Below are 24,619 nucleotides of genomic sequence, written 5' to 3' on the forward strand. Positions count from 1 at the left end.
AACTTTTATATAAATGTCTGGACTACAGCAAAAGTAATAGTTCTCTCTGTATTAATAAAGACTGCTGAGTATACTGACTCAACAGCCTTTTATTGGGGAGTAGCTGCTAACACTTTCTCTTCTAAAGAGGAGTCTTCTTTAATCAGCTACCGCCTATTAGCGCTTCACAGTTTCTAACACTTCAAATAAATCTCGACCGTAAAACTTAGTGCTTAATTCATTTGTTTTCTTTTGCTCTTTAATTTTTGCTATAGCTTTATCGTAAGCATCTGCAAATTCTTGTTCCTTTTTATTGAACAACGGCCATGTTTTAATAACGGCAAATTCGTTGTAAACTACGTCATCCTTTAAATTATGATAAGGGCCATCTTCTGCTAAAACTTGTTGTTTAAATGGACCTTCAATCATAATACCGCCATCGACACGTTTTTCATTTACCCATTGCACGACATCGACAGTGAACGCATCCCCAGCCTGTAATTTCACTTGATTGTCTGGGTTGGCTTTATTATATTCATCAATAATTGTGTATTGAGCATTATTCGCAGCGATTGGTGCTAATGAATAACCTTTTTTCGCAAAGTCAGCTAATGTTTTTACACCTTCATCTTCTTTACGTAATACTAAACCAGCACTACTTAAGCCTAAAAATTCTTTAGGGAAAATAAATTTTTCTGTACGTTCTTGCGTAAAAAAGGCATTTTTTATTCCTACTTGATATTTCCCTTGCTCAACACCAATTAGTAAATCATCACTAGTTGTCCCTACAAATTCAAACTTATATTCAGGTAACATCACATCCACTAGTTTCATAACTTCCACATCGTAGCCTGTTGGATTTCCGTTATCATCTAGATAACTAATTGGCTTAGATGCCTGGTCAAATGCAACCTTCACTGTACGTACTTTCGCGCCATCCTCTGAATCTTTATCTGAAGCTTCACCTGAATTACAGCCCGCTAAAATAGCAAGTGAAGCCAACCCGATTGCGGCTAGTTGAAAAATCTTTTTCTTATGTTTAAACATATATCATTTCCCCTTATTCATGCGATTTTTGCTGTTCAATTGCGGCATTTGCCAATTTAATAATTGTCATATCATCCATCGGTGGATTATGAAGTCCTGCACGAACATTTCGATAATAGCGTTGCAATGAATTTGTTAATTGTAAACTTTTCGCACCTACTACACGCATTGCCTTATCGACGATTTCAATCGCCAAATTTGTTACCGTATGCTTAGCAACTGCCATTTCATTTGCCAAAAGCTCACGTCTAGCTGAGTCATCATAAGCTTCGGCAACCCCATACAGTACAAAGCGCGCTTGATATAGCTTCAATTCAATATCACCTAGAAGCTGCTGTACATTTGGTAAAGTACTAATCGGAGCATTCAAGCTATTAGGTTGATAATGATTGGCAAAATGCAGTGCATAATCACGAGCTGCCTGTGCAATCCCTAAGTATGTTGCTGGTATATGTAGAATCCAACCATTTATCTTGCCACCACTTGGGTGACCCGGTAACTCTACTAAATGATTTGAAGGGACTATCACATCTTTTAAAACTAGGTCATGACTGCTTGTGCCTCGCATTGCAGACATTTCCCAGTTTTCTTCAATTGAAAGCCCTTGGGCATCTTTATGAATAAGGAAGTAACCAATTTGATTTTTCTCCTCAATCCACGCTGATGTTAAGAAGTAATCTAGTACCGGGGAGGCTGTCGTAAAGATTTTACGTCCATTTAAGAGCCAACCTGCCTCTTTTGACACAGCATTTGTTCCTGGTCGCCCTCCTCGTGTTGGACTCCCAGTTGCCGCTTCACTTACAGCCCTATTTATAATGGCACCGTTCATTATTTCCTGGGCAAAAGAACTTAGCATATCGTCTGCCCATAGCTTTTCCTCATATAGTTCCCCTACAACGCCTAATGTCCATCCTAGTGAGAGTGAAGCATTCTCGTCATAGCTCGCTAACGTTTCTTGAACGAGTACCATATCATAGACTGATAATCCTTCACCGCCATATTCTTTCGGTAAAGTTAGTTTTGGATAACCAATTTGCAAAAGTAGTTTATGTGCTTCGAATGGAAAACGAGATTGTTCATCTACCTCTTTAGCCTCAGCCTTGATTGACTCAGAAATAGATGCTAGCTGATCTAGCCAATACTGCTGCTGCTTTGTTTTAATAAATAAATTCTTCAAGAAAATCTCCTTCTTCCCAAAATGTATAAAACATATATATTTACTAAGAATTAATGTTGTAAAAAAATCTCTACCTACTTTTTAGTAGAGAGATGATGATCGGTACTGAATTTTCTGATTCGTTGACATTTATGATACTTTTCGCATTTAAAAATGTCAATGGGTTAATTATAAGTTTTTTTATAAGTTTTATATTCATTACTAACACGTCTTCTTTATTTCACCAAGCCATGTTTACAACATATGCTAAAACTAAAGAAAGAGGTGCATGTATGACTAATAATATGAATCCATCTTTGAATAATATGGCTATTTCACCTATGACCCCTCAGGTTATTCAAACGAAATTTGGAGATATTAATGGAGATGGCCTACTTGAAACTGTTCTTCTGATGGGGACTAAAACGCCAGATAGCCCTTTGTGGAAAAACCTAACGCTTGCTATTTTTTACGGACAATCGCACCAATTCGAAAAAATAATGTTAAAACAAAGCGTCGGCTACAACCCAACTATATTTTTAAGTGACTTTACCGGCAATCATCTAGAAGATATTTTAGCCATTTCTGACACAGGAGGTAGTGGAGGTATTATTAACGGCGAAATATTTGCCTCAATAAACGGCAAAATACGTTCGATTTTTGATGCTGAATCATTTAATAATAAGTTAAAGTACACCGTTAATTATCAAAATCAATACAAAGTAGCCGTTCGTAGCATGAATCCCAAAAAGCAATACATCATCGATTTACAATATAAGGGTCCGGATTATTTAGCGGAAATTTATAATCAAGACGGTACACTAAAGCATCCTATTGAAGGATGGGTGGATCCAATCAGCGGATTATATCCAGTAGACTATGAACGTGATGGAATATATGAGATTTTAGCGTATCAGGCTATTGCAGGCAGATTTCACGCCGATGGATTAGGTTATGTAGAAAATATTTTAAAATGGGATGGCAATGACTTTAGTATTGACCGTCAAACTGTAGGGATTTTTGGAGAAGATTTAAAGTAAATTGCAATTCAACGCACTTATATAGAAAAAAATCTGCCCGATTTCAGCACAGAACAATTGAAATCGGACAGATTCCCCGTTAACTTTTTCTACTGATAAGACATCCATGTAACTATAAGATTTATTTTTCTACCAATGCAAAATAATTATTTTCGTGATCAGCAAAATTAAAAACCCTACCCATTGGCATCATTACTAAATCTCCTACTTTTACGCCCTTTGCTTGAAAATCCTGATATAAGTTTTCTATATGATCTGCATAAAACATAATAGAAGGTGTCCCTAAATTTAATTCCGGCTGCATTTTTGCAATGATTTCTTTACTGTGAAGAACAAAGGTAGTTTGAGCTTCTTTAGTTGGAGCAATTTCAATCCAACGTACTCCGCCCTCTTCCTGGTCAGCAACTACTACAAATCCAATTTTTTCTGTCCAAAACTTCACGGCAGTATCCTGATCATTTACATATAACATTACCTGTCCAATTTGTCGAATCATGAAGCAATTCCCTCCTCTTTTGAGCATTAGTATACATCAAACAGTAGCTTTATATGTCAATCTTTTTTAGGAGAAATTAAAAGTATTAGTTGATGATATCTACTATTAATGAACAGTTATTACAAAATACTTAACTTTTATTTTATTTTTGATAAAATGAGCCTAGTCGTCTATTATTTGCCTTAATCGGTAAAGTATATACTTTTCACCATAACATAGGGTGTCGATTATCCGATGAGCCTCTTAGGGTAATAAATGTTTTTTGTGCGAAAGCGTAGTGTTAACGTAGCGACAGATGTTTTTTACGCGAAAGAGAAGCGTCAGCCGACCGGGTTTTGTCTGTGCGAAAGCGAAGCGGCAGCAGATCTTTTTTGCGCGAAAGAGAAGCGGCAGCTGTAGGAGGTTGGTCACGAAGGCGTTATTTCCTCGATTTTCGGTGATAAGACAAAGTATAAAATACTAAATTATAGTGAGGATAATTCAAGTGAAACAACTAAGTTTAAGGAAAAAGCTCATTTTTTCATTTTTAGCAATACTTCTCATCCCAACACTGTTAATTGGAATTGTGTCTTACCAAAGTGCTGGAAAGCAAATTTCGAAAGAACAACAAGCAAGTACAACCGAGAGTGTGCGCACGCTTAATACGAATATTACCAACACGATTGAGCCAAAAGTGAAGGACATTCAATATTTTTCAAAAAAGCTCAATCAATCTTATTTACAAGAAGCCCAAAATACAGAACTTAAATCTCTTTTCCACGAATACATGAACATGCATCCAGAGGTGGAACTGATTTATATCGGAACTTCTGATGGCAGACTACTGGATGAGCCTGCTCAAAAATACCCTAGTGGGTTTGACCCTCGTACGAGACCTTGGTATAAGCATGCTTTAGATAGCAAAAACCAAATATCTATTACGGCTCCATACATTACACAGACTACAGGTGATATCGTTCTTACGATTACTCAAGCTTTACCCGATGGCTCTGGGGTAATAGGATTAGATTTAAATATATCTACACTAAGTACCATCACGAATGATATACGCATTGGAGAAACTGGCTTTGCTTCACTTTTAGATAGCAATAAAATTTATATCGCCCAACCAGATAAAGAAAGTGGTGCTGAAGCAACAGAAAGTTATATTGCTAAAATCTATGAACAAGATAGTGGTAGCATTATAGAAAAAGATCGTCAGCTACAATTTGTTACAAATAAGCTAACAGGCTGGAAAGTTGTTGGTACAATGTTTACTGCCGAAGCTGCAAATGCCGCTGCTTCGACCTTTAATATCAACTTATTAATCATCGCTATTTCTATTATTGTTGGCATTATTTTTATGCTATTCATGATGAAATCGATCGTTAATCCGATCAATCGACTTAAACAAAGCGCTATAAAAATTAGTGAGGGAGATTTAACAGCGTTTATTGACATTCATACTAAAGACGAGATTGGACAGCTTGGGGAAGCCTTTATCGCCATGAAGACTAACTTAAAAGAACTTATTCGTAACGTTGATCAAAGCTCCCAATACGTACAGACTTCGGCGCATGGATTATCTGCGAATGCCGAACAAAATATAGCTGCTTCAGAGCAAGTTAATGAAGCTATGCAACAGGTTGCTATCAGTACAGAAAAACAAACAACCGGTATTGATCAAAATGCTGTTTCTATTGAGGAAATCGCAAAAGGAGTCGTCGAGGTCGCTGATAGCTCTATGCAGGTTTCAGATTTATCTAGCCATGCTATAAAATTGGCCGAAGAAGGCGGACAAGCAGTCGAACAAACTGTTAATCAAATGATTTCTATTCATGAATCTGTGACACAATCAGATACGATGATTAAATCACTTTATGATCGAACAAAAGAAATTGGTTCTATTTTAGAAATTATTAGTGCTATTTCAGATCAAACTAATCTGCTTGCCCTTAATGCTGCTATTGAGGCAGCGCGAGCTGGAGAGCATGGGAAAGGCTTTGCAGTAGTCGCTGATGAAGTGCGTAAGTTAGCAGAGCAATCCCATCAATCAGCAGAGCAAATTGCTGCACTCATTACTGGCATTCAGCAAGAAACGGCTAAATCTGTTCAAACAATGATTAAGGCTTCAACAGATGTCCAAGATGGTTTACAGCTAACAGAAGATGCAAGCAAAAAATTTGCAAGCATTATTAAAAGTCTACACGATATTGCTCCGAAAATGGAGGATATATCTGCATCTGCTCAGGAGATGTCAGCAGTAGTCGAAGAAGTTTCTGCAACTGCGATCGAGCTAACTGATCATGCTAAATTAAATGCAGCCGCGTCAGAGGAAGTTGCCGCTTCAACCGAACAAACGTTATCCTCGATGCAGGAAATGGCTACAGCCGCAAAAGCACTTCTCAATATGGCTGATGAATTACAAAGCTATGTGAATCGTTTTAAATACTAAAAAGAGAAGCACGATGTTAATGGAGATTTCCCAAACATCGTGCTTTTCAATATTAACTTCTTATTCCGGACGTAATTATGCCGAGGCATAATTGATCTTTATTTATTTTCCTCATAACTAAATTGCCCTTCAATACCGAATTTATCAGTAAGAGAGCCGTAGCATTTACTCCAAAATGTTTCTTGCAGCTCCATTTTAACTTTGCCACCGTCTTTAAGACCGTCAAAAGCTTTTCGCATCTGAGCCTCGTCGTCTGAGACTACGGCTAACGTTATATTGTTTCCAATCGTGAATGGGTTACCTGGAAATGTATCAGAGAACATTACAGTGCTGCCAAAAATCGAAAGTCGCGTATGCATCACAAGATCTTTTGCTTCCTCCGGTAATTGATAACTTGGATTTTGTGGTGAATCTCCAAATGTCATAATTTCAGGCTTATTCGTATTAAAAACTTTCTCATAAAAAGATACAGCCTCTCGACAATTTCCATTTAAAATTAAGTAAACCTCTACTGCCATTTTCAACACTCCCTTTGTCATTTTTCGAAACAATTCTATTTTACATGGGTAACAAATAATAATACAAATTTTAGATAAACCGATCAAAAAACTACTTTTCCTCTTTTAAAAAATCATCATAAAGCCTACTTCCCATACTATAACGGAAAAATAGTATATCTTTATATTTCACTTAATTCCTGTTCTTTCCTGCTAGTTTTTTATTTATTTCGATAAAAGCTTTGACATTTACTCAAAAATAATGTAAATTACCAAATGACGAACGATTTAAATTAAAACTTAAAAAATATTCGTATTTTAGGAGTGTTTATAATGGATAACGTATTTGACTATGAGGATATTCAACTAATTCCCGCAAAATGTATTGTAGAAAGTCGCTCAGAATGTGATACTTCTGTAACTTTAGGCGGCCATACATTCAAACTTCCTGTTGTACCAGCAAACATGCAAACAATTATCGACGAAAGTCTTGCTGTGAAGCTTGCTGAAAACGGTTACTTTTATATCATGCACCGTTTTAAGCCTGAAACACGTATCGATTTCATCAAAGATCTGCAAGGCCGTGGATTAATCGCATCAATTAGCGTTGGTGTAAAAGATGAAGAATACACATTTATTGAAGAATTAGCAGCTGCAAATTTAGTGCCTGATTTTATTACAATCGATATTGCACATGGTCATTCAAATGCTGTCATTCGTATGATTCAACATATCAAAAAACATTTACCAAATAGCTTTGTTATTGCTGGTAATGTGGGTACACCTGAAGCCGTACGTGAACTTGAAAACGCTGGTGCAGATGCAACAAAAGTTGGTATTGGACCAGGTAAAGTATGTATTACTAAAATCAAAACTGGTTTTGGTACAGGTGGTTGGCAGCTAGCTGCACTACGCTGGTGTGCAAAAGCTGCAACGAAGCCAATTATCGCTGATGGTGGTATTCGAACACATGGTGATATTGCAAAATCTGTTCGCTTTGGTGCTTCAATGGTGATGATTGGATCATTATTTGCAGGCCATGAAGAGTCACCTGGCAATACAATCGAAGTCGACGGTAAAACTGTGAAGGAATACTTCGGATCTGCTTCTGAATTCCAAAAAGGCGAACGTAAAAATGTTGAAGGTAAAAAGATGTATGTTGAACATAAAGGCAGCATCAAAGATACTTTAGTTGAAATGCAACAAGACCTTCAATCATCTATTTCCTATGCAGGTGGCAATAAACTAGATGCCATTCGAAATGTAGATTATGTAATTGTAAAAAACTCTATTTTTAATGGAGATAAAGTATACTAAAAAATAGGGAAACCCAAACAAGAATGGAGTAAATTCTTGTTTGGGTCTTATTTAATTGATACCGTTTTTCTACTAGTAATTTGGGGTGTTATATAGGGTCGAGAGTATCGAGTGTTGGTGGTTCTTAGCGAAGCAGTTTCTTCAGGGAATCAGGGCGATTTTGGCTCTTGGCGGAGCAATTCTTTGGGCTACCCGAGCTGTTTCGACTCTCCTCCGATCACTTCTTCATGCTTCCTGAGCAGGTTCATTTTCTCCCCTAAAAAAATTCGTATTTTATTCCTTTGCTTAATTCCACCTCTAACCAACTACAACCAAACCATTCAAAAACTGGACATATCTTCTATTTATTTTCAGAATTTTCTATTTAATTAGAAAACTTTATATTATAATTATACTATTAGTAACTTTACAATTTGCTTTTTTTGTAAGCAGAAAAGAACGGAGGTTTTGCCTATGATCAAATCATCAGTCCGCAACAAACTTGTCCTTCTAGCTATTATTGTCATTTTGATTCCAACAGCACTGGTCGGAACAGTCAATTACTTTTTGGCAAAAAATGAAATTGATGAGGTCGGTCGACAAAGTCTTAGAAATGGTACATTAGGCATTATTCAATTAATTGCTCAATTGGATGAGGAGGTTCAACAAGGGAAACTTACGCTAGAAGAAGCCCAGGAACGAGCCCGAACACAGATAGTTGGCCATAAACTTAAAGATAATAAAAGATCCATTGATAACCCTGTTAAATACGGTGAAAACTTCTACTTTTATGCATTTAAAGATGACGGAACAGTAGAAACTCACCCATCTCTTGAAGGACAAAACATCTCCGACTTACAAACCAGTGATGGTCGTTATTTTGTACGCGAAATGATTGATGAGGCAAATGCAGACGGTGGATACGTTCGATATGATTGGGCGTTACCGTCAAACCCAGATGTAGTGGCTCCTAAAATTACCTATGTAGCCAAGGACAAGCATTGGGGATGGATTATAGCTGCTGGTACCTATGAAATGGATTTTAATGCAGGCACTAAAAAGGTCCTTTACTACTCACTTGCTATGACTGCTTTTGCAACAATCATCGGTGTAACACTATATTGGTTCTTCTCAGGTAGGATGACTTCATACATACGCCGAATTATGGTGATGACATCAGATATTGCAAAAGGAAAATTAACTGGTGAAGACATTCTGATTACGACACAAGATGAATTAGGGGTACTCGCTAGCAATGTTAATAAAATGAAACATAGCTTACATGAAATGGTTCATAATACGAAAGAAAGTGCTACTCAAATGAGAGTTTCTTCAGAAATGCTTAGCGCCATTACAGAAGAAACGACTGCTTCAGCAGATGAAATCCACCAAGCCATTACAGAAATATCTAAAGGGGCCGTTATTCAAGCTGAAGAAGCCGAAATGGCGAGTAGTATGGTTGGAAAATTGTCGTCACTCATCTCAAGTGCAACTGAAAAATACGCAGATATTACTGAAAATATGAATGCTATTCATACATCTCAGGAAAACGGCAGACAAAAAGTAGAAGTATTACAGCAAAACTCGAATGAATTTACGAATGTCATCGAAGAGCTGAGAGCAAATTTCTCAAGTTTAACTGGCCAAATGGAAGAAATTCATAATGTTGTACAAACAATCACGTCCATTTCTGAACAGACTAATCTTCTAGCTTTAAATGCAAGTATTGAGGCCGCACGTGCAGGCGAACATGGGAAAGGTTTTGCTGTAGTAGCAGAAGAAGTGCGTAATTTATCGGAGGATACAAATGAAGCTACTAGCCGCGTGAGGAACTTATTAAAGCGTATCGAAATAGATGCAGCCAATTCAGATTCAAAGATGATGCACACGCTCCAGCTTTCACAGGGACAAGCTATTTCGATTAACGAAGTAAAACATGCATTTACTATATTAGCAGATTCTATACAAGACATTACAGAGCACCTTGTTTCCCTCGATCAAGGTATGCATGAGATGGCTGAAAATCGTTTAATCGTTATTAATGCCATTAATGAAATAGCTAGCGTGGCGACACAATCAGCAGCTGCCACTGAACAGATTAATGCTTCGATTGATGAACAAAAGTCGGCAATCACATCTATTATGCACTCCTCGGTAGAGCTACACACAGAAGCAGAGCGCATGCATGATTTAGTCGATCGTTTTACGTGATGTACTACTTTACTAGATCCCTTATAAAATAGGTTTACAGCCAATTATAAGGGATCGTTATATTTTTATAAGTATGAATGTATTCAATATGTACCTTTTCAACAAAAGAAAAAATGCTACCAATGAAGCGTAGCATTTCCCTTAAAATTATAGCTTGTTAATAACAGCGTGGATCGTTTCTTTTAATTCTGCATCATGATCAGAAAGTTCTACAAGGTTTGCTACACGCTCACGTAATACTGGACGTTCAATTACAAGCTTTTCATCAAGTACTTGCACTAGTAACTCGATAACAAGACGATCACGTACGTTTAATGCTTCTTCTAAACGCTCTGGTGTAATTTTTGCATCTGTTTTTGCTGCTTTAGCCATTTTAAAAACCCCTTTTATATTTTATATTTCATGCACATCTATTTTAGCATACCGCTAATTTATTTTGAAAATTTTCTTTCATGAATATATACCAAAACTTTACAAATGCGCACTATTATATTTACGATAAAATGTTATATTCAAATCATAAAACGTGACGCTCAACCATATGGTTATGTGTTATTTAGTTTTTTATATTCACTTAGAACGATTTACAAGATTGGAGGAATTCGATGAATCAAAAGAACTCGACTTATTTACAATTAATAAAGGCTATACCGCAATCTTTACAATTGTTTTTAAATGTTTGCCTTGTACTTTTAGCGCTCATTTTATCCTTCCTACTTTGCAAAGAGCTCTTCCAATTCCTTAAAATTTTAATATTCAACAACGATGGCGGAGACTATAAACTTTTCCTCGCTAATATTCTTATTTTCTTTTTGTATTTTGAATTTATCACTATGATTATTAAATATTTTAAAGAGAATTACCATTTTCCACTACGTTACTTTATATATATAGGGATTACGGCCATGATTCGATTAATTATCGTAGAACATGACCATCCCATTAACACCTTAATTTATTCACTTATTATTTTAATATTGATTATAAGCTATTTTATTATTAACATTACGCCGTTGGAACGACCTGTCCGCTCTTCACTTTTTATGAAAAAAGAATAATAGCTTTATACTATTAACCTTCCTAAAATGCTGTAATACAAGTTGGTTTATCAAGGACAAAGAAAAAATGATGCAATGACTGTACGTATTGTTCATCACTAATCTTCACCTTGCTTAGCATAAATAATTCTTGTACTGTCACAACCCCCATGACAAGAGAAGAAAGCTCTGCGATATCGATCACCATTTCCACTTCATAGTGTGTACTATTTGAAATTTTTATATTACCATCGATAGCCTCGATAACGATTTGTTGATTATTTTCAGCTAATAACGAATCTTTCACAGTTAACTTAAAGGTTAATGTTTGACCATTAAAATTATGCGTTGTGAGCTCCTCAAAAAAACCTTGAACATTAATAATGCGATACATTAAACCAACACCTGAAACAGCACTTGCATGGTAGACGCTCGGGATTAAATGATTTGTTCCATTTCGTACATCTCCTAAAAAGAAATGAATATTTTCTTCCTGTGTGTTCCATTCAATACGATTCACTTGATCTGCCTGACTATTTAAAAATGTACTGAACTCTAATAAAGCCTCTGGTGTTTCAAAGATCCATTCTTTAATGACTAAATTATTAAGTAAAAAATTCGTTTCACTTTGCTTATTAAAGGAAAATACCATATAACCTTGTATGGAATCTCCCTTTTCAACAGCAATAATATAGTTTTGCGGGTTTTTAAAGATTGATGAAAGCTCCAATTCGCTTTTTAAAAACATACCATGCTTCCTCGACGCAACTCTTCTATAGCAGTCTGCTAATTTATGCTGATCCTGTGCTGTTAAAAACGTAAGATGTTTTTTTGTTGGCCCTTTCGGAAAGCTTGATGGTTCCACTACATATTGATGCATTTTCGGTCCGTATCCAAAGCCCATTTTTTTATAAAAGTCAGGTCTAAACGGATATAAAGCAACAAAATGAACATTTTTTTCTAAAAAAACCTTGAAAAAATAATCTATTAATTCTTTGGCGACCTTTTCTTTTTTATGGAGTAAATCAACTGCAACTAGTCCGACTCCCCCGATTGGAATCATCTTAGAGAAGAGATTCATTTCAAAATCATGAAGTCGCATGCCACCAACTAGTTTGTTATCTTCCCAAAGACCATAATAATGAATGGATGTGTCATTGTTTTGATTATGCATAAAAAGTACCTTTAGCTGCTCTTTTGTTGGCTGTAAACTACCCATCCTTCCTGGATAAGCACCAACCACAATATCAACAAAATGTATAAAATCTTCTTCCTTCAATAATTTTTCAACGACTTTCATATACATCCCCACCTCACACTAAATTTATTTAAGGCACGCTCTTTTCATAATTTTTTTCACATTAATTACAGCCCTTGATAATAACATATATTACCACGTACAAATAATACTGTATGTTGACAGTATTAAACCCTAAGGTGATTAAGGTGAGCTCTTTATTAGATGTATAAACAAAGGAATTAAGAAGTGGAACATAAGTGCATATTGTTTTGCATACACCGTTTAATAGCTATACCCTTATTCAGCGTCTTGAGTAAGTCGGCAGTAACAATGAACTGAGTACACTATTCTCGTTGGCTCGTTGATTAGGGCATCAAAGTGGGATACAACTAAAGGTAAAGCTCGGAAATATGATGTATTGAGCACACATATAGCTCAACTAAAAAAGGATTGGACTGCATGAATTATTGAAGGGAGATGGAAAGAGTGAATCTGATTGATGCATATATTCATGAAGTAACTAAAAGGATAAGCAAAGATAAGCGTGATAAAACCAGCCTAGAACTAAAATCTACTATTGAAGATATGTTACCTGAAAATTATTCAGAATCAGATATAAAGGAAGTGCTTAAAAAGCTTGGAAATCCTATAGAAGTTGCAGCAAGCTACCAAGACACACCACGATTTTTAATCGGTCCAAAAGTGTTTGACACTTATACTAGAACAATAAAATTGGTTGTTCCTTGGGCGATTATTATTACAGTTATTGTACAGATGATAGAAAGTATTGTGCTTTATAGCGGAGAAGGTGCTCTCCTGTCTGCTATTATTAAAACTATTTCTCTAACTATCACTAATATTATTTCAGTAATCATCTACGTACTGTTCTGGATTACAGTTGCTTTCATTGTCATCGAACGATCTGGAGGGGAAAACGTTCGAATCCCCCTTATAAAAAATCATCCAGAATGGACACCTGATCATTTAGGAAAAGTTAAAATAATCCCTAAAGAAAAAACTATTTCGCTGAATGATAATATTTTTAGCTTCTTAGGCATTGCTATTTTCGCTTTTGTCTATTTCAATGCTAATCGCCTTTTAGGCATCTATACGTCTCACAATAAAGGCGGCTTAAAATTTGTTATGCCTATATTCAATCAGAATGTCTTACTGTCCTTTGCACCAATCATTTTATTTTGTATCGTTTTAAGTGTAGCTTTAACATGTTGGAAATTAAAGACTGGTCAATGGACAATGTTAATCGCCGTAGCTAATGCACTTCTTCAATGCACAGGGGTCATTGTTTTTATCCTCATGGCTATTCACCCAGATCTCATACACAGTCCCGCTGTACCTTATATCGCGGCAATTACAGAAACGACCTCTGCAAAGATTTTGTTTGCTATAGACCGAATATTATTCGTAAGCATTGCTATTGCCATCATCGCAAATGCATTTGATATTTATAGTGGCTTTAAAAAGGCTAAAATTTGAAAAGAAATATAAGTTTTGAGAGCTGACTCTTTCTTGTTGGCTCTTTACTCATTCATATATTTTTATTACCTACTAAAAACGTTTAAGATACTCCCTCAAATTGATAAAAATACCGTTATTCTCTAATGTTTTGTATAGTAATAAAGTTAATACATTTATAAATAATCTGCACTAATGCAAACAGAATAAGGGGAAGTAATTATGACTATTCTTCTTGTAGATGACAATCAAGTTAATCTATTTGTAATTGAAAAAGTATTAAAAAATGCAGGTTATGATAACTGTATTTCTCTAACATCAGCCTATGAGCTTTTTGATTATTTACAGTTAGATGCACCAAATTCAACAGGAAATTCAGTGGATTTATTAACATTTGTTTTCCTACCTTTATCTGTCATAAACTCTATAACTAGTATTATTGTACATCAATAAGTAACAAAGTTTCTTGCTCTTAGGTTAAGTGAGTAATCTCTTTCCGACAAATACTTAACAAAGTTCACATTAAAAGAGCTTAACGTGTGGTTGATTTCCGTTCCAATTAGGCGCTTTCCTAGGGGCGTCAGTCTTTACTCCAATCAACTTATATAAACGTTTTAACAAATATCATCCACAACTTTTGGTGATGAGCCATTAAAAGTTAATAAGTCCCGTATTCTTTTCATATATATTTTATATTGGCCAATTTTGCCGAGGCATAATTGATAATAAGGAGAGAACAATTGTGGACATTTACGTAAGACCAGGAGATTCTCTTTGGCGTTTCAGTGAAGTGTTTAAAATACCTCTTCAACTAATTATAGATTCGAACCGAAATATTAAACCTCAGTTTTTAAGGGTCGGACAACGCATTCGAATTCCGGGGTTTGTGACAATCAATTATCAAATCAAACAAGGAGATACTTTTTGGCAAATAGCTCAAAGCAGAAATCTCCCATTAGTAGCCATCTTGCTTGTCAACCCCAGTCTTAATCCAAATCAATTACACATTGGACAGACAATTCGTATTCCCCAACGGATCACATGGAGGCTCGTCAATGGTAAACAAAATTATACTTACACTATCATGATGAATGATATTAAAAAGCTACTCGATGCTTATCCATTTTTACAGAGCTCCACAATTGGACATTCTGTTTTACAGCATGAAATTCCAGAGCTTCTAATCGGAAACGGAACTAAGCGTGTACATTATAACGGCTCCTTTCATGCGAATGAATGGATTACAACTCCGATTATGTTAACTTTTATAAACGACTATCTACTCTCACTCACCAATCAAAGTACAATTCGCGGTTTATCTCCACTCCCTCTTTACCAGCAAACAATCCTTTCTATAGTTCCAATGGTCAATCCCGATGGTGTCGATTTAGTAGTTCAAGGACCACCTAGTAACGAGGCATTAAGAAATCAGCTTATTACTTGGAATAACGGTAGCACCGATTTCTCAGGTTGGAAGGCTAATATAAATGGTGTCGATTTGAACGATCAGTTTCCTGCAAAATGGGAGCTCGAAAATGCACGAAATCCTAAAACGCCTGGACCAAGAGATTTTGGAGGACAACGACCTTTGTCCGAACCAGAGGCCATTGCTATGGCTGACTTAACAAAGCGGCGCAACTTTGCCAGAGTTCTTGCGTTTCATACACAAGGTAGAGTGATTTATTGGGGGTTTGAAAATCTCGAACCACCAGAGTCAGAAATCCTTGTTAATGAATTTAGCCGGATCAGCGGCTACGAGCCTATCAATTCGGCAGGCAGTTATGCGGGTTATAAAGATTGGTTTATTCAGGATTGGCGCAGACCTGGCTTTACTGTTGAGTTAGGTAGTGGTACAAATCCGCTTCCACTCAGCCAATTCGACGACATCTATGAAGAAACATTAGGTATATTCCTTGCAGCATTGTATATGTAATAAAAAGTGCCGAAAATCTGTGAAAACAGTTTATGAAATCGAAGTAACCATCACAATTCAATGCTAAATAAATAAATATCCCCAATCCCCTTTTACTTCTGAAGTGAATGGGGATTTTTTAACCCCTAATCCATTACGTCTTGGCGAAAACCTGGACGTATTTGGAAAAATTACTTTGACAGGTAGAGTAATATTTGCTAATATTACTCTGACAGATAGAGCAATAAAAAGAAGTAGGTGACTTATGGTTCGAAGTGACATCATCCGCGGACACTTGGATTCCATTATTTTAAGGCTAATTTTAGAGAAAGATCGTTATGGTTATGAAATTTCTCAGGAAATAAGTATCCGCACAAATAATCGTTTCCAAATTAAAGAAGCAACTTTATACGCAGTTTTTCAACGTCTTGAGAAAAAGGAAATTATTGAAGCCTATTTTGGTGATGTTTCACACGGAGGCAAAAGAAAGTATTACCGTATTACCCCATTAGGTAAAGCTTATTTAAATGAGCTAGTAAAAGAGTGGTCGGAAGTAAAAGAAATTATCGACTTATTTATGGAGGGCTTAGAATGAAAAAAATAAAAAATCATATTGATGAGCTTTTTAAAGACATTCCTCGTAATAGAGAAACAGAGATGGTGAAACAAGAAATCATTCAAAATCTTGAAGAAAAAGTATTTTATTTGATGGATCAAGGGAAAGAACAAGAGGATGCCATCAACAAAGCCATCGTGGAGTTTGGAGATATTGAGGATTTAAAAAAGGAATTAGACATCAAGGAGCCCGAAAAGAAAAACATGTCTAAATTAAATTTAGAATTCTCTATATGGGGTAGTGGCTTAATTATTGCATTTTTTATTTTTATTAATCTTTACTATACACCAAATACAATTTGGGCAATCTATCCAATCTTCGCAATATTATGGTGGCCATTATCTATGTACTTCGTTTGGTCACGTAAGAAATGGAGTGAATAAAACATGAAAAACTTTATTAGCTTTTCGATTGTTGGTAGTTTGATGACAATGATTTTTTTAGGAATCGTCAATTATACGACGTCACCTCAGACACTTTGGTTTATGTACCCGTGCTTACTGGTTTTGCTATGGCCAATTACGTTATTCTTTATGTCTAAAAGAATGTATAAACAATATTCTCTTGTTTGTAGTGCCATGATTATTGCTTTTCTTATTATTGAAAATTATTTATACTCACCCGATTATATATGGTTCATTTATGCGATTTATCCAATCATCTGGTGGCCAATTCTTATGTATTTAGAAGAAAAAGCAAAAACATTAAAAATCGCACTAATAGGCTGTGCAAGTACCATTATTTATTACTCCTTATTAAATATTATTTTGTCCCATCCATACCCTTGGGCGATCTATCCAGCATTTTTAGTAATTTGGTGGCCTTTAGCTTTATACCACGCACAAAGAAAAACGTTTGTAGCATTCTCTGTTACCGCTACAGTACTTATCAGTATCTTTTTTATTACAGTAAATATTGTCTCTTCACCAGGAGTAATATGGGCGTTTTATCCAATATTCGTAGTCCTATGGTGGCCCTTAAGTATGTACTTTTATGTTTATAAAAGAAAAATGTACAATTCAACAGCTCTCCCTAAAAGAGTCTAAAAATTCTGGTTATAATTCACATTCGCAGAGGCAATCGGTGTCAACATTTTCCATCATGTTAATTAATTAGCTACTTTATTTTCGCGATGACAGCTTACCATAACAAGAAATCCATTTCCTTAAGGATATCGATAGTAGCCCCTATTATTTATTTACTATATAATTTAATTATTAAATATTTTAACGGGCTGTGATATTATGTCAAAAAATGATCAATTGCACAATGTGGAAATCATTATGAGCGAGATGCTTGAAATACAGCATAAATCAAAAATGTTTGTAAATCTCTTATCGGAGGGTGAATCATTATCTCAAAACCAACTGATCCTCTTACTTCAGCTAAAGATTAATGGTGGTATGAAAGCAACAGAAATTGCTGAGTTCTTTAGTGTGACACCAGGGGCCGTTACATCGATGTGCGATAAACTAGAAAAATTAGAATTAGTAGAGCGGATTAGAGAAACAGAAGATCGTCGAGTTGTAAAAATGATTTTAACAAATAACGGTGAATTAAAGGTTCAAGATTTATTTTTAAAGTTTCCACAGGAAAAACTGATAGACATGGCAAAAATATTGCGTGAGGTTAATCAGTTAATGAATAAAATTTTTTAGGATTTCATAAAGTTGAAATCCTTTTTTTATTGCCCAGAAAATATGAGAGAACCCTTTTGACGCATACTTGAGCAAATTATCCTGCTGCGAAAGTAAAGAAGTTAGGCAGGAGGTGAACTGCCCGTAAAAGCCTTCACTTTATTAGTTCTTGACAAAATGAAGTTGCATATATTTTAATTAATATATGTTTTAATGATTAAAATATATATATAATAAAATATATGAGGTGATTATTTTGATTCAAAAACTGCGCACTGTAACTCTTACAAATGGCAACATTAAAGATTTAGCAGCAGATTGTGAGCAATTAAATATCCGCGGATTCGTTACTTTACATCAAGAGGTGCGCGTAAAAAAAATTTCTACTCATGGGTATAGTTCTTTTCATTCTCGCGTTGAAGCGCAGATTTTAAATAGTACAGGATCATGTACTATAAAAGATTTTTGTGAAATTAATGAGATTAAAAATGCCGGGAGCTTAAATATGCGCAATGGGCAAGTAACTAAATTGAATAGTTCTGGGAAGTTGACCATTGAACAAAGTTTAGAGGCTGAAACTGTAGATGCAATCGGTATTGTGAAAGCAACAGAAATACTAGCCAAGCTTTTTTATTTAAAAATGTCTGGTGAAAGTAGAATTGGGGAGCTTATTGCAAATGAAATATGCATAGAAAAGGATACGATTTCTGTTCTTCCTTTATTAAAGAAAAAATTAATTTGTCATTGTATAAAAGGAAAAAATATAAGTCTTTCCTATACAAATGTGGAAATTGTTGAAGGAGATGTGGTCGTTGTGGGAAGTAATTGTAGAGTAAAAACACTTTATTATACTGATAGCTATTCAATCGCTCCCAATGCTAAAGTGCAACAAGTTGTACGGAGGGAGAAGGAATGATCTTTAAAAAAATCGTTCAGACCTTTTTTTGCTCGCTGGCACTCCTTGTGTTATCTGTCCTCTATGTTGGCTTAATCTTAAGTGCATTATTGTCAATACTAGCAGGTATTTTACGAACATTAGGTCTTGAGCAATTGAAAATGGGCATTTGGTATGGCGTTGAGCTTCCAGTCATCTTCAGCATTCCCCTAGCCCTCCTTGTATCCTTACTCCTTTTCTTTTGCTCAATATATGTTAAACGTCCTATCCTATTCTGCCTTTCGAAGCTTAAGGTAACATGGAAAAGCACATCTTTTAGTTAATCAAAAGATGTGCCCCACTCTCGAGGATGTCGTCGTAATTAGAAGAATCGTAATTATTTTTTATTTCTTGATTTAAGTCAATGCTCCATCATGATCCTCCCTTTAAAATAAAAACAACTTTAAAAGGAGGGTTTGGTATGGATACAATACTACACGGACATTTAAACCGGCGAAAATCGGCTCTAATTGGAGGAACGGCTCTTATCATTATGGCGCTTGCCGCATTTTTTTCCTATGGATTTGCCCATGAAAACCTTGTGCTGCAAGGAGATTCTCGTGCTACTTTTATTAACTTAAAGTCATCAAATACACTTTTCAAAGCTGAAATTTTTGGTTGGATTATCATCCTAATTACTGACATTATGGTTACCTGGGCGTTTTATATTTTTTTAAAGCCCATTAATAGTAGCCTTGCATTGCTCGCAGCGTGGTTCCGTCTTACCTATACGGCTATATTAGGTGTGGCCATTCTAAATTTGATCTTTGTATTACTTCTTTCTAATGGTACAGATAATTTATCATTTAATATTGATCAACTTCAGGCACATGTCATGCTATTTCTTAAAGCATTTGAAACCATTTGGGCTATTGATTTAATTATTTTTGGAGGGCATCTTCTTGTTATAGGTTTTATCGCTTTCAAGTCGTCCGAAATCCCTAAAGTTATTAGCATCTTATTATTGCTTGCCGCAATAGGCTATATCATTATTAATGTATTTATCTCGTTTTTTTCACAATATAATGAGGTTATTTCAATTCTTAAACTTATATTTAATGTACCTATGATTTTAGGAGAGTTAGGCTTTGGTATGTGGTTGCTAATTAGAGGAGGAAAATTTTCTAAAGCTGTCTAACATCCTCCTAACATTTATTAATTCGCTTCTTAATTCTACTTAAGGATTCTGGCGTAATACCAAGGTAACTTGCCAATTGATGTTGGGGTACACGATCAACTAAATAAGGTCGCTTCTGTAATAATGATTTATAGCGTTTCTCTGGTGTAGATGCAATAAATGAAGCTAATTCATCTTGCATCTCACCAAAGCTATGCTCAATCATCATACGAGTCATTGCTTCCAATTGTGTATATTTGTGATACATATCTTTTTCAGTAACAAAATCACCTACGACCAATGTACAGTCCTCTAAACAAGAGAATGTGTACGAGGATGACTTATCCTGTTTATGATGGTTCATATTCGTAATAGCTTGTTCTTCTGTATAAAAATTGGATGTAACTTCCTTTCCTGTTTCATCTATAGCATATTGCCTAATACATCCCTTTAATACAAAATAACATTTAGTTGGTATGTCTCCTTGTCTTAGAAGGATTGTTCCTTTTTTAAATTCCTCAATTTGTATTACGTCAACAATTGCTTGTTGTTGTTCTTCATTAAGAGTCGAATACTTCGTCATATACTTCATCAGTATTTTTCTCATCTTGCTCTCCATTCAACTTTTTTCGTTAAATCATTGTGATTTTGTCATTAATTAATGCCTATTTAAATATATTAGTTAATATGGTTTGAAATTCCTTCTACAACTTATTTTGACTTATTACTAAAAGTTGGAGATGATAATTGTGACATCAACTGCACGTTACGGTGAAGAGCCTTCTTTTTGCAAAAACATGATTTATGAAATAAAAAAATAGAACCTTCAATCCAAAATTAGAATGAAGGTTCCATATTATATTTTGTAGAAACAAACGCTTAGATGCTTTGTTTCTACATCAGATTTTATTTTAAACGAAGTGCTTCGTCTGTTGATTCATTAATTTCCTTAAGAAGCTCTGGGTCTTCTGCTAATGACTTTCCATAAGATGGAATCATTTCTTTAATTTTAGATTCCCATTCTTGAACATGTTGAGGGAAGCATTTATTGATTACCTCAAGCATAACGTGTACAGCAGTAGAAGCACCAGGAGAAGCTCCAAGTAACGCAGCGATTGAGCCATCAGAAGCACTTACAACTTCCGTACCAAATTGAAGCGTTCCTTTACCACCAGCTTCAGTATCTTTAATAACTTGTACACGTTGGCCGGCTACAATAATATCCCAATCATCGGTCTTAGCATTCGGGATGAATTCACGTAGCTCTTCCATACGTTGTTCTTTAGATAGCATAAGTTGTTGGATTAAATATTTTGTTAATCCCATCTCTTTAACCCCTGCCGCTAATAACGTTGTAATATTATGCGGTTTTACAGAAGCAAATAAATCCATATTTGAACCTGTTTTTAAGAACTTAGGTGAGAAACCTGCGAAAGGTCCAAATAGTAATGATTTTTTGTTATCAATATAGCGTGTATCAAGATGCGGAACAGACATTGGTGGAGCACCAACTTTAGCTTTTCCGTATACTTTTGCATGATGTTGTTCAGCAACTTCTTGGTTTTTACATACTAAGAATAAACCACTGATTGGGAATCCACCAATGTGTTTCCCTTCAGGAATACCTGATTTTTGTAGTAATTCTAGGCTTCCTCCACCAGCTCCAAGGAAGACAAATTTTGCTGTATGGTATTCCATTTTACAGCCATTTTTGTCGTGTACTCGTACTTCCCATGAACCATCGCTAGTACGTTTCATGCTTTCAACACTATGATTGTAGTTGATGTCAACGTCTTTATTTTTTAAGTGGTCGAATAACATACGTGTTAATGCACCAAAGTTAACGTCTGTACCAGTGTCAATTTTTGTCGCAGCGATAGCTTCATCTGCTGGACGATCCTGCATAATAAGAGGAATCCATTCCTTTAGCTTTTCTGGGTTATCAGAAAATTCCATACCTTGGAATAAAGGATTTTTTGTCATTGTTTCATGACGTTTTTTTAGATACTCTACATTGTCTTTCCCTTGTACTAAACTCATATGAGGTAAAGGCATAATAAAGTCTTGTGGATTACTGATCAGTTTGTTGTTCACAAGATAAGACCAAAATTGTCTTGAAAGTTGGAACTGTTCATTAACTTTAATCGCTTTGCTGATATCGATTGATCCGTCTTTTTTCTCTGAAGTGTAGTTAAGCTCACAAAGTGCCGCATGCCCAGTTCCCGCATTATTTAATTCGTGAGAACTTTCTTCACCAGCTTTATCGAGCTGCTCAAACACTGTAATTTTCCAATCTGGCGCTAATTCTTTGAGCATTGTCCCCAAAGTCGCACTCATGATTCCGGCACCAATTAAGATAACATCTGATTTAATTTGTCTGTTACTCATTTTTACCTTCCTTATATGTTAAGATTTGCAGAAAGGATGTAAGCTCTCCTGCTTAGATGTCAAAGTAAGCCACGGAGTAACCTAGGAGTACACCTTTTCTGTATCAATTATTACCTTATTGCAGTGTATCATAATTACATAAAGATTAAAATATCAACTATCTATATGAGAGTTATGTGCATTTTTCGAGCCTTCCCCTTAATAAATCAAGAGAAAAACCTCCTATTCCCTCACTAAGAAACCCAACTTTTATATCAATTATGCCTCGGCATAATTGTGTCCTGAATCGGCTTTGGTGCTTGCACAAAGAACTCCTTTCCGATTCTGTGACATCCGCCGAAGGCTTTAACTTCTTTCAGCAGATGTTTTGACACCCGCTGAAAAGTAACTTAAACCTGCATTCATCTCACCACCTATAGAGGTGGGAGACTTCTGCTGAAAGTAGTTAAGTTTTATGAAATAATTGACCTAAAATTGGCTAGCATTTTCATATAATAATGAGGATTTTTTAATTATTATATCTATATAATAACATAAAGATATGGAACCAGTCTTGTTTTTACACCAGCTCCACTACATATAAAAATATATCGAATTTTCTTAATATTTTCTAGTGTTATTTTAAAATTATTTCTTTTATTCTAACCAAAAAGTCAAATTTCATCCTATTTTTCGACAGGGCTTTTTATTTTCCGGCCATCTATTTTAAAACCACCCATCTGATTAAATACATGGTTTACTAACTCTTCATATACCTCCATCATCTTTTGTTTATCTGCTTCAAGTAATGCTTTTAAAAACATTTCTTTAAATATTGAATCGGGAAAAACATTTTTTAGATATTTTTTAATAAATGCTGGATCTATAAGATAAGAATGTACTTGATAGTATGGAATGCTTTTCCCACCACTACTTTAATAATTTATTCTTTAAACATCTTTTCAATATTATGAAGTTCTATCTTTTCTTCTTCTTTTCGATAATCAAGGTAATCATTTTCTTCAGTAATTATTAGTAGTCCTTCTTGAAAGAATGACAACAATCGCTCTGCTTCTTTTATTAGCTCTGGTTTGATATTATTTAATATTTCTCTTTTACTATTGAATTCATTTTCATCCCATTCATCTCTTTGTTTTAGTTTAGGTATTGCATCAATTCCTGTTATATATGTAAGTCCTAAATATCGAAGAAATGAATACCCACTGCAATAATCATCATATAATTGCTCCAAGATCTCTATTGCATCACCTTTTTCAAATATGATGTTTTTCAAAAGAGAAATAATCCGTGGCTGCTCAAACTTCCCAAGTGGAATTTCCATCTCTATTATCTTCACTAATTCAGTTTTAATATGCTTTTTTCTATAATCTAAATCAAGTAACTTGAAGTAAAAATCATTGTTATAAACACTTTCAATTTCTTGTGTTTTGTAAAGCCATTCTTCAAATTCTGAGACACTAATATGTCCTTTATATATTTTATAAAACTGTTTTTGAATATCCTCTTTACTATTCATTCGCTTACCTCAACTCCTTTAATTCTTCTGTTCTCAACTTTCGGTTGAGAATCAATTATGCCTCGGCATAATTGCGTCCGGAATCGGCTTTGTGCTTGTGCAAAGAACTCCTTTCCAATTCCGTGACATCCGCCAGGGGCTTTTAACTTTTTTCAGCGGATGTTTGGACACCCGCTCAAAGAAGTTAAATAAAGGAATTGGATAGAAATCCAATTCCAACTATGACTAGACGAGTTTTAATCCAGTCTCTGTATCCTAATTTTAAAAAATATCAGCTAAACGATTTTGAATAGACTCTGGCAATAGTTGAAAGAACAATCCTTCATATTTGATATCGAGTATCCCAGCAATGAAAATAATAATAATGATGAATAGTAAAAGGGGTTTCTTATTTTTAGAAATCCACTTCAATAGGCTCCCCTCCTCTGAAAAAATAAACATTTATAGTTTGCAAATTAAGTATATATTGATTCATGTAATATAGAAACCTAACCTTTTGATAATAAAATCATTCTCTGTCACCCAAATTGTAAATGTTACATAAATTAAAATTACGCTGATTTAAAGTACTTATTATAAAATTGGTTTTCTTT

General features: G+C 35.1%; 24 protein-coding genes and 1 pseudogene. 14 read left to right on the forward strand and 11 right to left on the reverse strand.

What is annotated here, in order from left to right; translation table 11 throughout:
* Window positions 1–156: 156 nt before the first annotated feature.
* Together ACQKOF_RS06230 and ACQKOF_RS06235 are read right to left on the reverse strand one after the other, a co-directional pair.
* Window positions 157–1,026 (reverse strand): transporter substrate-binding domain-containing protein, encoded by an 870-nt coding sequence (locus ACQKOF_RS06230; protein WP_427554641.1) that lies wholly within the window; start codon window positions 1,024–1,026, stop codon window positions 157–159.
* Window positions 1,027–1,039: 13 nt separating this feature from the next.
* Window positions 1,040–2,203, reverse strand: coding sequence for an acyl-CoA dehydrogenase family protein (locus tag ACQKOF_RS06235; protein WP_427554643.1), 1,164 nt, complete (start codon window positions 2,201–2,203; stop codon window positions 1,040–1,042).
* A 272-nt stretch (window positions 2,204–2,475) separates the two neighbouring features.
* Here ACQKOF_RS06235 and ACQKOF_RS06240 point away from each other — a divergent pair, with 272 nt between their 5' ends.
* Window positions 2,476–3,222 (forward strand): hypothetical protein, encoded by a 747-nt coding sequence (locus tag ACQKOF_RS06240; RefSeq protein WP_427554645.1) that lies wholly within the window; start codon window positions 2,476–2,478, stop codon window positions 3,220–3,222.
* A gap of 121 nt (window positions 3,223–3,343) precedes the next feature.
* On the opposite strand, the gene ACQKOF_RS06245 is transcribed toward ACQKOF_RS06240, so the two are convergent.
* Complete coding sequence (locus ACQKOF_RS06245; protein ID WP_370043940.1) at window positions 3,344–3,718, reverse strand: VOC family protein; 375 nt, start codon at window positions 3,716–3,718, stop codon at window positions 3,344–3,346.
* 484 nt (window positions 3,719–4,202) lie between these two features.
* Between ACQKOF_RS06245 and ACQKOF_RS06250 the strand changes: the two genes are divergently transcribed.
* Window positions 4,203–6,152, forward strand: a complete 1,950-nt coding sequence (locus tag ACQKOF_RS06250) for a methyl-accepting chemotaxis protein (RefSeq protein ID WP_427554647.1) — start codon at window positions 4,203–4,205, stop codon at window positions 6,150–6,152.
* 98 nt (window positions 6,153–6,250) lie between these two features.
* On the opposite strand, the gene ACQKOF_RS06255 is transcribed toward ACQKOF_RS06250, so the two are convergent.
* Window positions 6,251–6,670, reverse strand: coding sequence for a VOC family protein (locus tag ACQKOF_RS06255; RefSeq protein WP_427554649.1), 420 nt, complete (start codon window positions 6,668–6,670; stop codon window positions 6,251–6,253).
* Between the two features lie 312 nt (window positions 6,671–6,982).
* Here ACQKOF_RS06255 and guaC point away from each other — a divergent pair, with 312 nt between their 5' ends.
* Both guaC and ACQKOF_RS06265 read left to right on the forward strand, forming a co-directional pair.
* Window positions 6,983–7,966 carry a GMP reductase gene (gene guaC, locus ACQKOF_RS06260; RefSeq protein ID WP_427554651.1) on the forward strand — a complete coding sequence of 328 codons (984 nt, stop codon included), beginning with the start codon at window positions 6,983–6,985 and terminating at the stop codon, window positions 7,964–7,966.
* Between the two features lie 453 nt (window positions 7,967–8,419).
* Window positions 8,420–10,156: a methyl-accepting chemotaxis protein gene (locus ACQKOF_RS06265; protein WP_427554653.1), complete on the forward strand. Its 1,737-nt coding sequence runs from the start codon at window positions 8,420–8,422 to the stop codon at window positions 10,154–10,156.
* 147 nt (window positions 10,157–10,303) lie between these two features.
* Here the strand turns inward: ACQKOF_RS06265 and ACQKOF_RS06270 are convergent, their stop codons facing one another.
* Window positions 10,304–10,528, reverse strand: a complete 225-nt coding sequence (locus ACQKOF_RS06270) for a phosphate-starvation-inducible protein PsiE (protein WP_427554655.1) — start codon at window positions 10,526–10,528, stop codon at window positions 10,304–10,306.
* Between the two features lie 233 nt (window positions 10,529–10,761).
* Here ACQKOF_RS06270 and psiE point away from each other — a divergent pair, with 233 nt between their 5' ends.
* The gene (psiE, locus tag ACQKOF_RS06275; protein ID WP_427554657.1) at window positions 10,762–11,214 is read left to right on the forward strand and encodes a phosphate-starvation-inducible protein PsiE; all 453 of its coding nucleotides are present in this window, start codon (window positions 10,762–10,764) and stop codon (window positions 11,212–11,214) included.
* A gap of 22 nt (window positions 11,215–11,236) precedes the next feature.
* Here psiE and ACQKOF_RS06280 read toward each other — a convergent pair whose 3' ends face one another.
* Window positions 11,237–12,493 carry a GNAT family N-acetyltransferase gene (locus ACQKOF_RS06280; protein ID WP_427554659.1) on the reverse strand — a complete coding sequence of 419 codons (1,257 nt, stop codon included), beginning with the start codon at window positions 12,491–12,493 and terminating at the stop codon, window positions 11,237–11,239.
* A gap of 417 nt (window positions 12,494–12,910) precedes the next feature.
* Here ACQKOF_RS06280 and ACQKOF_RS06285 point away from each other — a divergent pair, with 417 nt between their 5' ends.
* The 8 genes and pseudogenes from ACQKOF_RS06285 (at window position 12,911) to ACQKOF_RS06320 (ending at window position 18,987) form a co-directional block, all read left to right on the forward strand.
* Window positions 12,911–13,927: an HAAS signaling domain-containing protein gene (locus tag ACQKOF_RS06285; RefSeq protein ID WP_427554661.1), complete on the forward strand. Its 1,017-nt coding sequence runs from the start codon at window positions 12,911–12,913 to the stop codon at window positions 13,925–13,927.
* Window positions 13,928–14,128: 201 nt separating this feature from the next.
* A pseudogene (locus ACQKOF_RS06290) lies at window positions 14,129–14,296 on the forward strand (fused response regulator/phosphatase); the annotation flags it as partial.
* A gap of 352 nt (window positions 14,297–14,648) precedes the next feature.
* A complete protein-coding gene (locus ACQKOF_RS06295) occupies window positions 14,649–15,839 on the forward strand; it encodes a M14 family metallopeptidase (protein ID WP_427554663.1) in 1,191 nt (396 codons plus the stop codon).
* Between the two features lie 244 nt (window positions 15,840–16,083).
* Window positions 16,084–16,413: a PadR family transcriptional regulator gene (locus ACQKOF_RS06300; protein WP_049662700.1), complete on the forward strand. Its 330-nt coding sequence runs from the start codon at window positions 16,084–16,086 to the stop codon at window positions 16,411–16,413.
* On the forward strand, window positions 16,410–16,817 hold the full coding sequence (locus ACQKOF_RS06305) for a permease prefix domain 1-containing protein (protein ID WP_427554665.1): 408 nt from the start codon (window positions 16,410–16,412) through the stop codon (window positions 16,815–16,817). Before ACQKOF_RS06300 ends, ACQKOF_RS06305 begins: the two co-directional genes overlap by 4 nt.
* Before the next feature lie 3 nt (window positions 16,818–16,820).
* Window positions 16,821–17,480, forward strand: a complete 660-nt coding sequence (locus tag ACQKOF_RS06310) for a hypothetical protein (protein ID WP_427554667.1) — start codon at window positions 16,821–16,823, stop codon at window positions 17,478–17,480.
* Between the two features lie 198 nt (window positions 17,481–17,678).
* Window positions 17,679–18,092: a MarR family transcriptional regulator gene (locus ACQKOF_RS06315; protein WP_427554669.1), complete on the forward strand. Its 414-nt coding sequence runs from the start codon at window positions 17,679–17,681 to the stop codon at window positions 18,090–18,092.
* Window positions 18,093–18,318: 226 nt separating this feature from the next.
* Complete coding sequence (locus ACQKOF_RS06320; RefSeq protein WP_427554671.1) at window positions 18,319–18,987, forward strand: hypothetical protein; 669 nt, start codon at window positions 18,319–18,321, stop codon at window positions 18,985–18,987.
* A gap of 61 nt (window positions 18,988–19,048) precedes the next feature.
* On the opposite strand, the gene ACQKOF_RS06325 is transcribed toward ACQKOF_RS06320, so the two are convergent.
* The gene (locus ACQKOF_RS06325) at window positions 19,049–19,171 is read right to left on the reverse strand and encodes a hypothetical protein (RefSeq protein WP_427554673.1); all 123 of its coding nucleotides are present in this window, start codon (window positions 19,169–19,171) and stop codon (window positions 19,049–19,051) included.
* A 255-nt stretch (window positions 19,172–19,426) separates the two neighbouring features.
* Here ACQKOF_RS06325 and ACQKOF_RS06330 point away from each other — a divergent pair, with 255 nt between their 5' ends.
* Complete coding sequence (locus ACQKOF_RS06330; protein WP_427554675.1) at window positions 19,427–20,143, forward strand: DUF4386 domain-containing protein; 717 nt, start codon at window positions 19,427–19,429, stop codon at window positions 20,141–20,143.
* A 7-nt stretch (window positions 20,144–20,150) separates the two neighbouring features.
* Here the strand turns inward: ACQKOF_RS06330 and ACQKOF_RS06335 are convergent, their stop codons facing one another.
* The 4 genes from ACQKOF_RS06335 to ACQKOF_RS06350 all read right to left on the reverse strand — a co-directional run bounded on the left by ACQKOF_RS06335 (window position 20,151) and on the right by ACQKOF_RS06350 (window position 24,437).
* Window positions 20,151–20,729 (reverse strand): Crp/Fnr family transcriptional regulator, encoded by a 579-nt coding sequence (locus tag ACQKOF_RS06335; RefSeq protein WP_427554677.1) that lies wholly within the window; start codon window positions 20,727–20,729, stop codon window positions 20,151–20,153.
* 299 nt (window positions 20,730–21,028) lie between these two features.
* Window positions 21,029–22,510, reverse strand: coding sequence for a malate:quinone oxidoreductase (locus ACQKOF_RS06340; protein WP_427554679.1), 1,482 nt, complete (start codon window positions 22,508–22,510; stop codon window positions 21,029–21,031).
* A 922-nt stretch (window positions 22,511–23,432) separates the two neighbouring features.
* Window positions 23,433–24,026: a hypothetical protein gene (locus ACQKOF_RS06345; protein WP_427554681.1), complete on the reverse strand. Its 594-nt coding sequence runs from the start codon at window positions 24,024–24,026 to the stop codon at window positions 23,433–23,435.
* A 261-nt stretch (window positions 24,027–24,287) separates the two neighbouring features.
* Window positions 24,288–24,437, reverse strand: coding sequence for a hypothetical protein (locus ACQKOF_RS06350; RefSeq protein ID WP_427554683.1), 150 nt, complete (start codon window positions 24,435–24,437; stop codon window positions 24,288–24,290).
* Between the last annotated feature and the right edge of the window lie 182 nt (window positions 24,438–24,619).

Origin of the sequence: Lysinibacillus sp. NPDC093190 (genome assembly GCF_050280425.1) — a bacterium.
Lineage (GTDB): Bacteria > Bacillota > Bacilli > Bacillales_A > Planococcaceae > Lysinibacillus.

What these genes read in the sequence shown, in the direction of transcription:
- ACQKOF_RS06230 (WP_427554641.1), bottom strand. Translation starts at nt 1,026, where the DNA reads ATGTTTAAACATAAGAAAAAGATTTTTCAACTAGCCGCAATCGGGTTG.
- ACQKOF_RS06240 (WP_427554645.1), top strand. Translation starts at nt 2,476, where the DNA reads ATGACTAATAATATGAATCCATCTTTGAATAATATGGCTATTTCACCT.
- ACQKOF_RS06245 (WP_370043940.1), bottom strand. Translation starts at nt 3,718, where the DNA reads ATGATTCGACAAATTGGACAGGTAATGTTATATGTAAATGATCAGGAT.
- ACQKOF_RS06255 (WP_427554649.1), bottom strand. Translation starts at nt 6,670, where the DNA reads ATGGCAGTAGAGGTTTACTTAATTTTAAATGGAAATTGTCGAGAGGCT.
- guaC (WP_427554651.1), top strand. Translation starts at nt 6,983, where the DNA reads ATGGATAACGTATTTGACTATGAGGATATTCAACTAATTCCCGCAAAA.
- ACQKOF_RS06265 (WP_427554653.1), top strand. Translation starts at nt 8,420, where the DNA reads ATGATCAAATCATCAGTCCGCAACAAACTTGTCCTTCTAGCTATTATT.
- ACQKOF_RS06270 (WP_427554655.1), bottom strand. Translation starts at nt 10,528, where the DNA reads ATGGCTAAAGCAGCAAAAACAGATGCAAAAATTACACCAGAGCGTTTA.
- psiE (WP_427554657.1), top strand. Translation starts at nt 10,762, where the DNA reads ATGAATCAAAAGAACTCGACTTATTTACAATTAATAAAGGCTATACCG.
- ACQKOF_RS06280 (WP_427554659.1), bottom strand. Translation starts at nt 12,493, where the DNA reads ATGAAAGTCGTTGAAAAATTATTGAAGGAAGAAGATTTTATACATTTT.
- ACQKOF_RS06285 (WP_427554661.1), top strand. Translation starts at nt 12,911, where the DNA reads ATGGAAAGAGTGAATCTGATTGATGCATATATTCATGAAGTAACTAAA.
- ACQKOF_RS06300 (WP_049662700.1), top strand. Translation starts at nt 16,084, where the DNA reads ATGGTTCGAAGTGACATCATCCGCGGACACTTGGATTCCATTATTTTA.
- ACQKOF_RS06305 (WP_427554665.1), top strand. Translation starts at nt 16,410, where the DNA reads ATGAAAAAAATAAAAAATCATATTGATGAGCTTTTTAAAGACATTCCT.
- ACQKOF_RS06310 (WP_427554667.1), top strand. Translation starts at nt 16,821, where the DNA reads ATGAAAAACTTTATTAGCTTTTCGATTGTTGGTAGTTTGATGACAATG.
- ACQKOF_RS06315 (WP_427554669.1), top strand. Translation starts at nt 17,679, where the DNA reads ATGTCAAAAAATGATCAATTGCACAATGTGGAAATCATTATGAGCGAG.
- ACQKOF_RS06325 (WP_427554673.1), bottom strand. Translation starts at nt 19,171, where the DNA reads ATGCTGAAGATGACTGGAAGCTCAACGCCATACCAAATGCCCATTTTC.
- ACQKOF_RS06330 (WP_427554675.1), top strand. Translation starts at nt 19,427, where the DNA reads ATGGATACAATACTACACGGACATTTAAACCGGCGAAAATCGGCTCTA.
- ACQKOF_RS06335 (WP_427554677.1), bottom strand. Translation starts at nt 20,729, where the DNA reads ATGAGAAAAATACTGATGAAGTATATGACGAAGTATTCGACTCTTAAT.
- ACQKOF_RS06340 (WP_427554679.1), bottom strand. Translation starts at nt 22,510, where the DNA reads ATGAGTAACAGACAAATTAAATCAGATGTTATCTTAATTGGTGCCGGA.
- ACQKOF_RS06345 (WP_427554681.1), bottom strand. Translation starts at nt 24,026, where the DNA reads ATGAATAGTAAAGAGGATATTCAAAAACAGTTTTATAAAATATATAAA.